14 protein-coding genes and 1 pseudogene are annotated in these 12,417 nt (G+C 72.3%); 4 read left to right on the top strand and 11 right to left on the bottom strand.

The features are described 5' to 3' along the window. Positions 1-6: 6 nt before the first annotated feature. The 6 genes from AE652_RS03465 to zapE all read right to left on the bottom strand — a co-directional run bounded on the left by AE652_RS03465 (position 7) and on the right by zapE (position 5,995). Complete coding sequence (locus AE652_RS03465; protein ID WP_049649604.1) at positions 7-987, bottom strand: TerC family protein; 981 nt, start codon at positions 985-987, stop codon at positions 7-9. Positions 988-1,213: 226 nt separating this feature from the next. Continuing rightward, positions 1,214-1,792 carry a TerD family protein gene (locus AE652_RS03460; RefSeq protein WP_049649603.1) on the bottom strand — a complete coding sequence of 193 codons (579 nt, stop codon included), beginning with the start codon at positions 1,790-1,792 and terminating at the stop codon, positions 1,214-1,216. A gap of 280 nt (positions 1,793-2,072) precedes the next feature. Beyond that, the gene (uvrB, locus tag AE652_RS03455; RefSeq protein ID WP_049649602.1) at positions 2,073-4,163 is read right to left on the bottom strand and encodes an excinuclease ABC subunit UvrB; all 2,091 of its coding nucleotides are present in this window, start codon (positions 4,161-4,163) and stop codon (positions 2,073-2,075) included. A gap of 44 nt (positions 4,164-4,207) precedes the next feature. Beyond that, positions 4,208-4,516, bottom strand: a complete 309-nt coding sequence (locus AE652_RS03450) for a helix-turn-helix domain-containing protein (RefSeq protein ID WP_049649601.1) — start codon at positions 4,514-4,516, stop codon at positions 4,208-4,210. Continuing rightward, a complete protein-coding gene (locus AE652_RS03445; RefSeq protein ID WP_049649600.1) occupies positions 4,513-4,890 on the bottom strand; it encodes a type II toxin-antitoxin system RelE/ParE family toxin in 378 nt (125 codons plus the stop codon). Before AE652_RS03445 ends, AE652_RS03450 begins: the two co-directional genes overlap by 4 nt. Positions 4,891-4,948: 58 nt before the next feature. Next, the gene (gene zapE / locus AE652_RS03440) at positions 4,949-5,995 is read right to left on the bottom strand and encodes a cell division protein ZapE (protein WP_234348208.1); all 1,047 of its coding nucleotides are present in this window, start codon (positions 5,993-5,995) and stop codon (positions 4,949-4,951) included. 148 nt (positions 5,996-6,143) lie between these two features. On the opposite strand from zapE, the gene AE652_RS03435 reads away from it, so the two are divergent. The 4 genes from AE652_RS03435 (at position 6,144) to msrB (ending at position 9,423) form a co-directional block, all read left to right on the top strand. Then, on the top strand, positions 6,144-6,929 hold the full coding sequence (locus tag AE652_RS03435; protein ID WP_049649598.1) for a pyrimidine reductase family protein: 786 nt from the start codon (positions 6,144-6,146) through the stop codon (positions 6,927-6,929). Positions 6,930-6,986: 57 nt separating this feature from the next. Then, entirely contained in the window at positions 6,987-7,448 is a 462-nt protein-coding gene (locus AE652_RS03430) for an indole-3-glycerol phosphate synthase (protein ID WP_107086353.1), read from the top strand. Positions 7,449-7,568: 120 nt separating this feature from the next. Further along, positions 7,569-8,978 carry a UDP-N-acetylmuramate--L-alanine ligase gene (murC, locus tag AE652_RS03425; protein ID WP_049649596.1) on the top strand — a complete coding sequence of 470 codons (1,410 nt, stop codon included), beginning with the start codon at positions 7,569-7,571 and terminating at the stop codon, positions 8,976-8,978. Between the two features lie 40 nt (positions 8,979-9,018). Continuing rightward, on the top strand, positions 9,019-9,423 hold the full coding sequence (gene msrB / locus AE652_RS03420; RefSeq protein ID WP_049649595.1) for a peptide-methionine (R)-S-oxide reductase MsrB: 405 nt from the start codon (positions 9,019-9,021) through the stop codon (positions 9,421-9,423). 72 nt (positions 9,424-9,495) lie between these two features. Here msrB and AE652_RS03415 read toward each other — a convergent pair whose 3' ends face one another. From AE652_RS03415 to AE652_RS03395, 5 genes and pseudogenes are all read right to left on the bottom strand, one after another. After that, positions 9,496-10,689 carry a cytochrome P450 gene (locus tag AE652_RS03415; RefSeq protein ID WP_049649594.1) on the bottom strand — a complete coding sequence of 398 codons (1,194 nt, stop codon included), beginning with the start codon at positions 10,687-10,689 and terminating at the stop codon, positions 9,496-9,498. Continuing rightward, positions 10,686-11,288, bottom strand: coding sequence for an ATP/GTP-binding protein (locus AE652_RS03410; RefSeq protein ID WP_082345192.1), 603 nt, complete (start codon positions 11,286-11,288; stop codon positions 10,686-10,688). Before AE652_RS03410 ends, AE652_RS03415 begins: the two co-directional genes overlap by 4 nt. Before the next feature lie 70 nt (positions 11,289-11,358). Next, positions 11,359-11,712, bottom strand: a complete 354-nt coding sequence (locus AE652_RS03405; RefSeq protein WP_049649592.1) for a DUF742 domain-containing protein — start codon at positions 11,710-11,712, stop codon at positions 11,359-11,361. Beyond that, positions 11,709-12,140, bottom strand: coding sequence for a roadblock/LC7 domain-containing protein (locus AE652_RS03400; RefSeq protein ID WP_049649591.1), 432 nt, complete (start codon positions 12,138-12,140; stop codon positions 11,709-11,711). Before AE652_RS03400 ends, AE652_RS03405 begins: the two co-directional genes overlap by 4 nt. Further along, positions 12,137-12,417 (bottom strand): annotated as a pseudogene (locus tag AE652_RS03395) (hypothetical protein); the annotation flags it as partial. The gene AE652_RS03400 and the pseudogene AE652_RS03395, both read right to left, overlap by 4 nt.

The following is a 12,417-nucleotide window of genomic DNA, read 5'->3' as shown; positions in this document are numbered from 1 at the left end:
CAGGCGTCAGGCATCGAGCTTCTCGTGCTCGGCGGACTCGGCCTTCTTCGCGGCCCGCAGGCTGGTGAAGGTGGTGACCGCCAGGACGACCACGATGAAGCCCAGCGAGAACGGGATGCCGATCTCCGGGGCCCAGGTCGCGCCCGCCTCGTGCGCGGCGTGCAGCACCAGCTTCACGCCGATGAAGCCGAGGATCACCGACAGGCCGTACGACAGGTGGACCAGCTTCTTCAGCAGGCCGCCGATCAGGAAGTACAGCTGGCGCAGCCCCATCAGGGCGAAGGCGTTGGCGGTGAAGACGATGTACGGGTCCTGGGTCAGGCCGAAGATCGCCGGGATCGAGTCCAGCGCGAACAGCACGTCGGTGGTGCCGATCGCCAGCATGACGACCAGCATCGGGGTGATCAGCCGGCGGCCGTTCTCCCGGACGAACAGCTTGGTGCCGCGGTAGTCCTCGGTGGCCGGGAAGCGGCGGGTGATCGACTTGAGGACGCGGTTCTCCTCGAACTCCTCGTCGCCCTCGTCCTCGGCGCGGGCCTCCTTGATCAGCTTCCAGGCCGTCCAGATCAGGAAGGCGCCGAAGATGAAGAACACCCAGGAGAACTCGGCGACCAGCGCGGCCCCGCCGGCGATGAACACCGCCCGGAGCACCAGCGCGATGATCACACCGAACATCAGCACGCGCTGCTGGTAGATCCTGGGCACCGCGAACTTGCCCATGATCAGGATGAACACGAAGAGGTTGTCGACACTGAGCGACTTCTCGGTGATGTAGCCGGCGAAGAACTCGCCCGCCGGCTCCCCACCGGAGTGCCACCAGAGGAAGCCGCCGAAGAGCACCGCCAGGGCGACCCAGACGGCCGTCCAGATCCCGGCCTCCTTGATCGAGACCTCGTGCGGCTTGCGCCCTCCGATGAAGAAGTCCGCCACGACCAGTGCGATCAGCACCAGGATCGTGGAAACCCACATGGTTACGGAAACGTCCACTACTGCTCCTCCGGCAGGTAGGCGAGACAGTCATCGTCACTGCCGGAGGTCTCTTCCGCCCGTCGGGCCAGCGCCCCGGGGTGCCACGACGGGCACCCGTGATGACGGGGTCGGCTGTCGAGGAATACTCCCCTCCGCTGCCAACGAGAGTAACAGCAATCCCAAGGGAAGGTAAAGAAGGTAAAGAACCGCGCGGAGCGGGCTACTGGATCGGCTACGCGGCCGGCTACAGGAACGGCTCGATCGCCGGCAGCAGGTCCTGGAAGGTGCGCCCCTTCGCCGGCGCGCCGATCGCCTGCATCTCCCAGCCGCCGTCGCCGTCCCGGACCACCTTGGCCATGATCTGCCCGGTGTGCGGCCCGCCGCCCGCCAGCTCGTAGCGGGCCAGCTCCAGCCCGGTGGCCTCGTCCACCAGCCGGCAGTGCGCCCGCTGCACCTCGGCGAAGGTCTGCCCGGTGTACGAGCTCACCGTGAACACCACCTGGGTGATGTTCACGGGCACGTGCACCAGGTCGACCAGGATCGCCTCGTCGTCCTCGGCCCCGGAGCCGCCCTCCAGGTTGTCGCCGGTGTGCCGCACGGAGCCGTCGTTGCTCTCCAGGTGCGAGAAGAACACCACGTCGGACGGGGTCCGCTCGGCGTACAGCAGCGCCGAGGCGTCCAGGTCGATCTTCCGGGTGCGGCTGCCGAACAGCCCGCGCTTGGGGGCGGCCTGCCAGCCGAGGCCCATCCGGACCACGGTCAGGGCGCCGCCCTGCCCCTTCTGGAGGCTGACCCGCTGCCCCTTGGCCAGGTTCACCGACACGACGTTGTCCTCTCTGCCGGCCGCGCGGTCACAGCCGAGCGGCTCCACGGTGGAACACCCCGTCGCCGTCCCCCGGCTGAGGCCCCCTCTGCGTACGGCCCGCAAACCCCGTCCCGAGGGCACGATGCCGCAGGCCAGCCTAGGGCCTGCGGCACCCCGGGCTCCCCCGGGTCTGCCCGTTTGTGGCAAGGCTGAGACACCCGCGGACTTGACCGGTGTCATTCCGGCCAGGCCCGGCGCGGTACGGGTGCGCCCCGCGGGTGCGCCCCCGCGGGTGCGGCTACGCCACTCCGGCCTCGCGCATCTGCCGCAGTTCCCGCTTCAGCTCCTTGACCTCGTCGCGCAGCCGGGCCGCGACCTCGAACTGGAGGTCGGCGGCGGCCGTGTGCATCCGGTCGGTCATCTCCTGGATCAGGTCCGCCAGTTCGGCGGCCGGCAGGGACTTGGCCGGCTTGCGCTCCGCCCCCAGCGCCGGGACCGGGGCCTTGCCCTTGCCCTGGTTCCGGTAGCCGGTGGAGAGCAGCTCGTCGGTGTCCACGTCCTCGCGGGCGAGGGTGTCCAGGATGTCGCCGATCTTCTTGCGCAGCGGCTGCGGGTCGATCCCGTGCTCCTTGTTGTAGGCCTGCTGCACGGCCCGGCGGCGGTTGGTCTCGTCGATGGCCTTCTCCATCGCGGGGGTGATCTTGTCCGCGTACATGTGGACCTGGCCGGAGACGTTGCGGGCCGCGCGGCCGATCGTCTGGATCAGCGAGGTGCCGGAGCGCAGGAAGCCCTCCTTGTCGGCGTCCAGGATCGCCACCAGCGACACCTCGGGCAGGTCCAGGCCCTCGCGCAGCAGGTTGATGCCGACCAGCACGTCGTACCGGCCCGCCCGCAGCTCGCGCAGCAGCTCCACCCGGCGCAGGGTGTCCACGTCGCTGTGCAGGTACCGGACCCGGATGTCCAGGCCGAGCATGTAGTCGGTGAGGTCCTCGGCCATCTTCTTGGTCAGCGTGGTGACCAGGACGCGCTCGTCCCGCTCGACCCGCTTGCGGACCTCGTGCACCAGGTCGTCGATCTGGCCCTCGGTCGGCTTGACGATCACCTCGGGGTCGATCAGGCCGGTCGGGCGGATGATCTGCTCGACCTGGCCGTCCCCGCGCGACAGCTCGTACGGGCCGGGCGTCGCCGACAGGTAGACCGTCTGGTCCGTCCGCTCCAGGAACTCCTCCCACTTCAGCGGGCGGTTGTCCATCGCGGACGGCAGCCGGAAGCCGTGCTCGACCAGGGTGCGCTTGCGCGAGGCGTCGCCCTCGTACATCGCGCCGATCTGCGGGACGGTGACGTGCGACTCGTCGATGACCAGGAGGAAGTCCTCCGGGAAGTAGTCGAGCAGGGTGTTCGGCGGGGAGCCGGGCTCGCGGCCGTCGAAGTGCATCGAGTAGTTCTCGACGCCCGAGCAGGTGCCGATCTGGCGCAGCATCTCGATGTCGTAGGTGGTGCGCATCCGCAGCCGCTGGGCCTCCAGCAGCTTGCCCTGCTTCTCCAGCTTCGCGAGCGTCAGCGCCAGCTCCGCCTCGATGCCGTTGACCGCGCGCTCCATCCGCTCGGGGCCGGCCACGTAGTGCGAGGCGGGGAAGACGTGGACCGAGTCGTCCTGGCTGATGATCTCGCCGGTGAGCGGGTGCAGGGTGTACAGCGCCTCGATCTCGTCGCCGAACATCTCGATCCGGACGGCGAGCTCCTCGTAGACCGGGAAGATCTCGATGGTGTCGCCGCGGACCCGGAAGGTGCCGCGGGTGAAGGCCACGTCGTTGCGGGCGTACTGGATGTCGACGAAGCGGCGCAGCAGCTCGTCCCGGTCGATCTCCTCGCCGACCTTGAGCCGCACCATCCGGTCCACGTACTCCTGCGGGGTGCCGAGGCCGTAGATGCAGGAGACCGAGGCCACCACCACCACGTCCCGGCGGGTGAGCAGCGAGTTGGTCGCCGAGTGGCGCAGCCGCTCGACCTCCTCGTTGATCGAGGAGTCCTTCTCGATGTAGGTGTCCGTCTGCGGGACGTACGCCTCGGGCTGGTAGTAGTCGTAGTACGAGACGAAGTACTCGACCGCGTTGTTCGGCAGCAGCTCGCGGAACTCGTTCGCCAGCTGCGCGGCCAGCGTCTTGTTCGGCGCCATCACCAGGGTGGGCCGCTGCAGCTTCTCGATCATCCAGGCCGTGGTGGCCGACTTGCCGGTGCCGGTGGCACCGAGCAGCACGACGTCCTTCTCCCCTCCCCTGATCCGCCGTTCCAGCTCGGCGATCGCCGCCGGCTGGTCACCGTTCGGCTGGAAGGGGCTGACGACCTCGAAAGGCGCCACGGACCGCTCAATACTCGTGATGGGACGCACCACTCAACGGTACGACCCACCACCGACAAGCGAGGCCGGTTCGATCAGGCCGCGTGGGCCTCGAAGCTCATGGCCGGCTCCCGGGCGGGGTCGATCCGCACGACGGAGTCGAAGGCGGCGGCGAGTCGCTCGATCAGCGGAAGGGTCGGATCGACCCCGCTCTCCTCGATGCCCTCGACGGTCTCCTCGTCCAGCCCGGCCCGCTCGGCGAGCTCGGCGGGTGTCCACCCGAGCGCGGAGCGTCGGGCGTACACGGCCTCGGCCAGCGCCATCCGCCGCCCGGCCGCGCGGTACTCCTCGCTCTCCCGGTGCTCCGCCGGCACGGTCCAACGGGTGTGGTAGCCGCTGCTCATCGCTGCTCCTCCCGGTCGTAGATCTCGTGATCGGCGGCGGGCCCGTGCTCCGCCTCGCAGACCTTCTGCGCGCGGCGCGCCCGTTCGACCTGATCGGTCTCGCGGTTCCCAGTCTTGCGGAAGACCGTCAGCAGCACAGCCCTCCGCCCCGGCGCGAGCCAGTACGTGATGCGCATGGACCCGATCCGCAACTCGCGCAGCGGGCCGCCCAGGTGGCTCGCCAACGGGAACGACAGCGCCTCGCCGTCCTCGGCGAGGCGGTCGGCGGCGCGTTCGGCCGCCCGGTACTCGACGGTCGGGCAGTTCTGGAGCCACACCCGCACCTCGGGCTCGATCTCGATCCCGTAGCCCGCCCTGGACTCGTCACCGGTCATGCCTCTCCCCCTCGCTCGGCAGTGGGAACAACTGCCGGGCGAGGGGGAGGGTCACGGGTCAGGCCTTGGCACTGTCCCGGGCGAGGGCGACCAGGCGGGAGATGGCGCGCAGGTACTTCTTGCGGTAGCCGCCGCGCAGCATCTCCTCGGGGAAGACCTGGTCGAAGGGGAGGCCGGAGGCGGTGATCGGCAGCTCGCGGTCGTACATCCGGTCGGCCAGCACGACCAGGCGCAGCGCGGTGGACTGGTCGTCGATCTGGCGGACGCCGCGCAGGCAGACCGCGGCGACGTCGTCCAGCAGCGCGCCGTAGCGGCTGGGGTGGACGGCGGAGAGGTGGGCGAGCAGGGCGTCGAAGTCGTCCAGCGAGGCGCCGGGGGTGCGGGCCGCGGCGGCCGTGACGGCCTCGTCGGTGTACGGCGGCGGGGCGTCCGGCAGGCCGCGGTGGCGGTAGTCCTGGCCGTCGATCCGCATCGGGCGGAAGTGCGCGGACAGGCCCTGGATCTCGCGCAGGAAGTCGGCGGCGGCGAAGCGGCCCTCGCCGAGCTTCTCCGGCAGGGTGTTCGAGGTGGCGCACAGCTTCACGCCGTTGTCGACCAGTCGGCCGAGCAGGGTGGAGACCAGCACGGTGTCGCCCGGGTCGTCGAGCTCGAACTCGTCGATGCAGAGCAGCGTGTGCCCGGAGAGGGTCCGCACGGCCTGCTGGAAGCCGAGCGCGCCGACCAGGTTGGTCAGCTCGACGAAGGTGCCGAAGGCCTTGGGGCCGGGGGCGGCGTGCCAGAGCGAGGCGAGCAGGTGGGTCTTGCCGACGCCGTAGCCGCCGTCGAGGTAGACCCCGGCCGGGCCGGCGGGTGCGGGGGCGGAGCGGCGGAACCAGCTGCGCTTGGGCGCGGAACCGTTTCCTCCGCCGAGGGTCGCCGCGAACTGCTCCAGGACCTGGACGGCCTCGTACTGGCTCGGCTGGGTCGGGTCCGGAATGTACGTCCCGAAGCTCACGTCGGCGAACCGGGGCGGCGGGACCATCTCGGCGACCAGCCGCTCGGCGGGCACGACGGGTCGGCGGTCGGTGAGCGCGATCGGGGAGCCGGAGGCGTGTGCGGCTGCTATCGGCTCGGTCGCGGTTGCGGAGTGGGAGGCTGCGGGCACATCAGTAGAGGGTACGCCTGCCCCGTACGCCGTCCGAACGACCCGCGGCCCCGAGCCGGTCGGCCCGCGGCCCCGAACGGCCCACGGCCCGCGGTGGAAGACTGGGGACATGCAACAGTTGATCAGCCCGCTGGGCGGGCGGCTCGCCGATCCGGCCGCACTGGAATCGCTCGCCGCCGTCTACGCGTACCCCGAACAGGTGAATCAGGGGCGCCCCTGGCTGCGCGCCAACATGGTGTCCGGCCTGGACGGCGGGGCCAAGCTGGACGGGCTGTCCGAGGGCCTCTCCGGCGATGCCGACAAGCGGATCTTCGGGGTGCTGCGGGCGCTGTCGGACGTGGTAGTGGTGGGCGCGGAGACGGTCCGCGCCGAGGGCTACCGGCCGGCCCGGGCCCGCAAGGAGTTCGCGGCGGCCCGGGCGGCGGCGGGGCAGGCGCCCGCCCCGGCGATCGCCGTGGTGAGCCGCTCGCTGAAGCTGGACCTGACCGCGCCGCTGTTCACCGAGCCGCTGGTCAGGACGGTGGTCGTCACCACCGAGGACGCCCCCGCGGAGCGCCGCCGGGCGGTCGCCGGGGTGGCCGACCTGGTGCTCGCCGGCACCGGTTCGGTGGACCTGCGGGCGGGCGTGGCGGCCCTGGCCGAACGGGGCTGGACCAGGCTGCTGACCGAGGGCGGCCCGCGCCTGCTGGGGCAGCTGGCGGCGGCCGGCCTGCTGGACGAGCTGTGCCTGTCGCTGGCTCCGCTGCTCACCGGCGGCGACGCGCCGCGCATCCTGCACGATGCCCGAATGCCGGACGTGCAGCGGATGCGGCTGGTCTCATTGATCGAGCAGAAAGGATTCCTCTTCACCCGCTACCTGCGTCACCCCGGTTCGGACAACCCCGTGACCCCCTGATCGTGATCCCGTTATGGGATGCCGGGGCCCGGGGGCCGGCCACTGGAAGGGACTCACGTGTTCAAGACGGTACTGATGATCGAAAAGGCTCTCTCCGACGCGGACGTGGAGCTCGTCACCACGCTCCACGGCGAGGAGAAGGTGTCCTTCGTCGTCCTGATGCAGCCGCGCGGCCGGCAGGACGAACTGCTGCGGGCGCTCGACGACGTCGCCCTCGGCCACCTCGACAAGGTGGTGCACGAGCACGACGAGTCCGAGAGCGGTCCGACCGTGGCCGGCGAGTCGCTGGAGCACAGCCTGCGCCACCTGCGCTCGGCCGGGGCCGAGGCGGTCGGCGAGCTGGTCGGGGAGAAGCCGCTGGAGCGGCTGCGCGCGGTCGTCGGGGAGCAGCGGGCGGACGAGGTCGTGGTGCTCACCTCACCGCACTTCGTGGAGGAGTTCTTCCACCGCGACTGGGCCTCCCAGGCCCGGCACAAGGTGGGCGTCCCCGTGCTCAGGCTCTTCGCCAGCGACTCCTGACCCGACCGGCCCGGCACGCCGGTGGTGCAGAATCGTCCTTGCGGTCCGCCCGCGAGGACGATTCCGTCTTCCCGACCCGTCCGCCCGCCCTGTCTGCCCCCGCCCCTACGGAGCCACGCCTTGAACGACGCCGCGCACGACCTGCACGCCCCGCACTTCATCGGCATCGGCGGCGCCGGGATGTCCGGCCTGGCGAAGATCCTCGCCGTGCGCGGGGCCAGCGTCTCGGGCAGCGACTCCAAGGAGTCCGAGACCGTCCTCGCGCTGCGCGCCCTCGGCGCCACCGTGCACGTCGGCCACGCCGCCGAGCACGTGCCGGACGGCACCAGCAGCGTGGTCGTCTCCAGCGCGATCCGGGCCGACAACCCGGAGCTGGTGGCCGCCCACGAGCGCGGCATCCCGGTGGTGCACCGCTCCGACGCGCTGGCGGCGCTGATGGGCGGGCGCCGGGCGCTGGCGGTGGCCGGCACCCACGGCAAGACCACCACCACCAGCATGCTCGCCGTCGCCCTCGGCGAGCTGGGCCTGGACCCGTCCTACGCGATCGGCGGCGACCTCGACGCGCCCGGCTCCAACGCCCACCACGGCACCGGCGAGATCTTCGTCGCCGAGGCGGACGAGAGCGACCGCAGCTTCCACAAGTACGCGCCCGAGGTGGCGATCGTGCTCAACGTGGAGCTGGACCACCACGCCAACTACGCGTCGATCGAGGAGATCTACGAGTCCTTCGAGACCTTCGTCGGCCGGATCGTCCCCGGCGGCACCCTGGTGGTCTCGGCCGACCACGACGGCGCCCGCGAGCTCACCTCCCGGGTGGCCGGCCGCGAGGGCCTGAACGTGGTGACGGTCGGCTCCGCCGAGGACGCCGACCTGCGGGTGCTCTCGGTGGTCGCCCACGGCATGACCAGCGAGGTCACCGTCCTGCTGGACGGCACCGAGCTGAGCTTCACCGTCTCGGTGCCCGGCCGCCACTACGCCCACAACGCGGTGTCCGCGCTGGCCGCCGGCGTCGCGCTGGGCGTCCCGGCCGCCGACCTGGCCAAGGCGCTCGGCGCCTACACCGGCGTGCGCCGCCGGCTCCAGCTCAAGGGCGAGGCCGGCGGGGTCCAGGTGATCGACTCCTACGCCCACCACCCCACCGAGATGACCGCCGACCTGGAGGCCATCCGCGAGGGCCTGACCGGCGGGGGCCGGGTGCTGGTGGGCTTCCAGCCGCACCTGTTCAGCCGCACCCAGCAGCTCTCCGAGGAGATGGGCCAGGCGCTGGCGCTGGCCGACGCCTCGGTGGTGCTGGACATCTACCCGGCCCGCGAGGACCCGATCCCCGGCGTGACCAGCGAGCTGATCATCGACGCGGCCCGCCGGGCCGGCGCCGAGGTCACCGCGGAGCACTCCTTCGCCGCCGCCCCCGCCCTGCTGGCCGGCCTCGCCCGCCCGGGCGACCTGCTGCTCACCATGGGCGCCGGGGACGTCACCAACCTCGGCCCGGAAATCCTGCGGCACCTCGCGAACGTTGCTTCCAACGTCTGACGTACGTCCGTCCGACGTCCACCGCGACCGGGAGCCCGTGATGAGCTACGAGATCGAGAAGACCGAGGCCGAGTGGCGCGCCCAGCTCAGCCCCGAGGAGTACCACGTGCTCCGCGAGGCGGGCACCGAGCGGCCGTTCACCGGTGAGTACACCGACTCCAAGACCGTCGGCGTCTACGGCTGCCGGGCCTGCGGGGCCGAACTGTTCAGCTCCGAGACCAAGTTCGACAGCCACTGCGGCTGGCCGTCCTACTACGCGCCGCTGGCCGGGGACCGGGTCCAGTACATCGAGGACACCTCGCTCGGCATGCGCCGGGTCGAGGTGCGCTGCGCCCGCTGCGGCGGGCACCTCGGGCACGTCTTCGAGGGCGAGGGCTACGGCACGCCGACGGACCAGCGGTACTGCATCAACAGCGTCTCGCTGACGCTGAAGCCGGCCGAGTAGGGCCGGACCCGCGCGCGGAGGCCCGGACACGTACGGTGTCCGGGCCTCCGCGCCGTCCGGGCCCGTCCGGGCCTACCCCTCGACCGGTGCGAAGCGGACCGGGAGGTGCGTCAGGGCCCGGTGGAACGGGCCCGGGCGCCAGAGCAGGTCCTCTGCGGGGGTGGACAGTTCGAGGTCGCTGAGGCGGCTGCCCAGCTGCTCGATGGCGGTGATCGCGATCAGCAGGGCCGGGTCCCGGGCCGGGCAGGCGTGCGGGCCGGCCGCCCAGGCCAGGTGGGCGCTCTCGCCGCTGCGCAGCCCGCCGCCGTCGGTGGGCGGCGCGGCCTGGGAGTTGGCGGCCGCGTACGAGACCAGCACCAGCGTGCCCGCCTTGATCTCGCGGCCGTGGAAGGTGATGTCGTACCGCGGGTAGTGGGCCGAGAGGTTGGCCATCGGCGGCTCGTGCCAGAGCACCTCGTCGATCGCCTGGTGGGCGGTCATCGCGCCGCCGAACAGGGAGCCGGCGTAGCGGGCGTCGGTGAGCAGGCGCAGCAGGGCGTTGCCGATCAGGTTGGTGGTCGGCTCGTGCCCGGCGATCAGGGTCAGGGTGATCTGCCGGATCACCTCGTCGTCGTCCAGCCCGACGGGGTGGGTGACGTACATCGAGGTGAGGTCGTGCCGGGGGCGCTCGCGGCGCTCGGCGACCATCGCGGTGACCACCGCCAGGAGCTTCCCGTACGAGGCGCCGGCCCGGGCGGTGGACTCGATCAGCCCGGTGATCGCGTCCACCACCTCCTCGCGCTGCTCCTGCGGCACGCCGAACCAGGTGGTGAGCGCGAAGGCGGGCAGCCGGCGGGCGTACTCGGCGATCAGGTCGGCGTGCCCGACGGCGGCGAAGCGGTCGATCAGCCGGTGCGCGGTCTCGGCGACCTGGCGCTGGAGCCGGTGCGGTTCGAACAGCGCGAGGGCGTCGGTGATCACCGCCCGGTAGCGCGCGTGGGTCTCGCCGTCGCTGAACAGCGCGGTCGGGCGGTAGCCGAGCACCGGCAGCAGCGGGGAGTCCGGCGGGACGGTCCGCTGCCAGGCCCGGGAGTCCTTGGAGAAGGTGTCGGTGTCGCGCAGCAGGTCCAGCGCGGCCTGGTAGTCGGTGACCAGCAGGGCCTCGACGCCGGGCGCGATCTCCACCGGGGCGACCGCGCCGTGCCGCCGCAGCCGCTCGTAGACCAGCTGGGGGTCGGCGGCGAAGACCGGGCCGTGGATCGGGGTCGGGCGGGACTCGACGGTCACTGCTGCTCCGGGGTGGCGGGGTCCGAGGTGACGGGGTCCGGGCCGACGGGATCCGGGTCGGCGGGGGCGGCGGGCAGGGCGTCCAGGACGTGCTCGGCCAGCGCGATCAGCGCGTCCAGGCTGCTGTCGCGCTCGCGCGCGTCGCAGAGCAGCAGCGGGGTGGCGGCGTGCAGGTCCAGGTGGGTGCGCAGCACCTCGACCGGGTGGTCCGGCGCGTCCGGGAAGCGGTTGACGGCGACGGCGTACGGCAGGCCCTGCTCCTCGACCATGTCCATGATCTCGAAGGAGTCGGCCAGCCGGCGGGTGTCGGCGAGCACCAGGGCGCCCACCGCGCCGCGGGCGATGTCCTGCCAGAGCGGGAAGAAGCGGCGCTGGCCGGGGGTGCCGAACATGTAGAGCACCACGTTGCCGGGCAGGGTGAGCCGGCCGAAGTCGACGGCGACGGTGGTGGTGGACTTCCCGGGTACGCCCGCCAGGTCGTCCACCGGGCGGCCGGTCTCGGTCATCGCCTCCTCGGTGTGCAGGGTGGCGATCTCGGAGAGGGTCCGGATGAGGGTGGTCTTGCCGACCCCGAACGGGCCGGCCACCACCAGTTTCATCAGCGTCTGGTCCTGGTCGGGCAGGTAGCCCACCCGGCTCTGGTCTTCCGGTTCCGGCCGGGCGGCCGGGTCACCGGAGCGCACGGAGTCCAACGAGGAGCCTCTCGACGATGGAGCGGTCGGTCTGCTGGGCGCGCGGGATCGGCGCGCGGGCGTGCAGGCAGCCCGCCTCGACCAGGTCGGCCGCGAGGAAGACGGTGGCGCTGACCGGCAGGCTCAGGTGCGCGGCGGCCTCCACCACGGTCAGCGCGCCGGGGCGCAGCAGTTCCCAGAGCCGGCGGTGTTCGGGGTCGAGCGCCTCCGGCGGGTCCGCGCGGTCGGCGAACAGCACGGTCAGCCGCTCGAAGCCCTTGGTGCCGGGGCGGCTGCGGCCGCCGGTGGCCAGGTAGGCGGGGACCATCCGCCTGCGGGGGACGGCGGTCATGACCGGACGTCGTCGTCCTGCCGCCGGGTCGGGCTCGCGAGCGCGCGACCGAGGGCGGCGACCTGCAGCTGCATCTGGTAGGCGACGTTGCCGAGTTGGGCGTCCGGCGAGGTGAAGACGGCGAGCGAGGTGTTCTCCCCGGCGGGCACCACGACGGCGTAGCCGAGGTCGGACTCCACCACGGTCTGGGCCAGCCGGGGCCGCTCGACGTCGGTGAACGCGGCGGTGAAGGCCCGGGCGGCGGCGTGCACGGTGGCGGTCATCGCGGCGACCCGCTCGGCCGAGGCGCGCTCCAGGCCGTCCGAGGCGCCCTCGACCAGGCCGTCCCCGGTGGCGATGACGGCGTGCAGCACCCCCGGGAGCTCCAGCAGCGGGGTCAGCACCCACGAGATCTCGTCGGTGGCGGTCGGGCTGGGCGTGCTGCTCACTGCTCGGCTCCTTCTGAGGTCGGACCGGTGCTCGGGTCACCGGGGTCGCGGTCGGCGGTGGTGTCGCCGGGGGTGGTGGCGGTCCTGCCGCCGGTGGCGCTCATGCCGGTGGTGCCGGTCGTACCGGTGGTGCTGTCGCTGTTTCCGGGGGCGGTCCGGCCGGGTGCGGAGCCGGCGGCCTCCTCGCGCTCGGCCCGGGCCACGGCGGCCCGGCCGGAGTCGGTGCCCTGCTGCAGCGCCTGCCAGTGGGCGGCGGCCTGCTCGGGGGTGCGCGCGG

The organism is Kitasatospora sp. MY 5-36, from assembly GCF_001182915.1.
Taxonomy (GTDB): domain Bacteria; phylum Actinomycetota; class Actinomycetes; order Streptomycetales; family Streptomycetaceae; genus Kitasatospora.
This window is presented reverse-complemented; position numbering and strand designations above follow the sequence as displayed.

Bases quoted from the DNA above. Each gene is read 5' to 3' on its own strand.
- AE652_RS03450 (WP_049649601.1), bottom strand. From the start codon at position 4,516: ATGAGCAGCGGCTACCACACCCGTTGGACCGTGCCGGCGGAGCACCGG.
- AE652_RS03445 (WP_049649600.1), bottom strand. From the start codon at position 4,890: ATGACCGGTGACGAGTCCAGGGCGGGCTACGGGATCGAGATCGAGCCC.
- AE652_RS03435 (WP_049649598.1), top strand. From the start codon at position 6,144: ATGCAACAGTTGATCAGCCCGCTGGGCGGGCGGCTCGCCGATCCGGCC.
- msrB (WP_049649595.1), top strand. From the start codon at position 9,019: ATGAGCTACGAGATCGAGAAGACCGAGGCCGAGTGGCGCGCCCAGCTC.
- AE652_RS03410 (WP_082345192.1), bottom strand. From the start codon at position 11,288: ATGAAACTGGTGGTGGCCGGCCCGTTCGGGGTCGGCAAGACCACCCTC.
- AE652_RS03405 (WP_049649592.1), bottom strand. From the start codon at position 11,712: ATGACCGCCGTCCCCCGCAGGCGGATGGTCCCCGCCTACCTGGCCACC.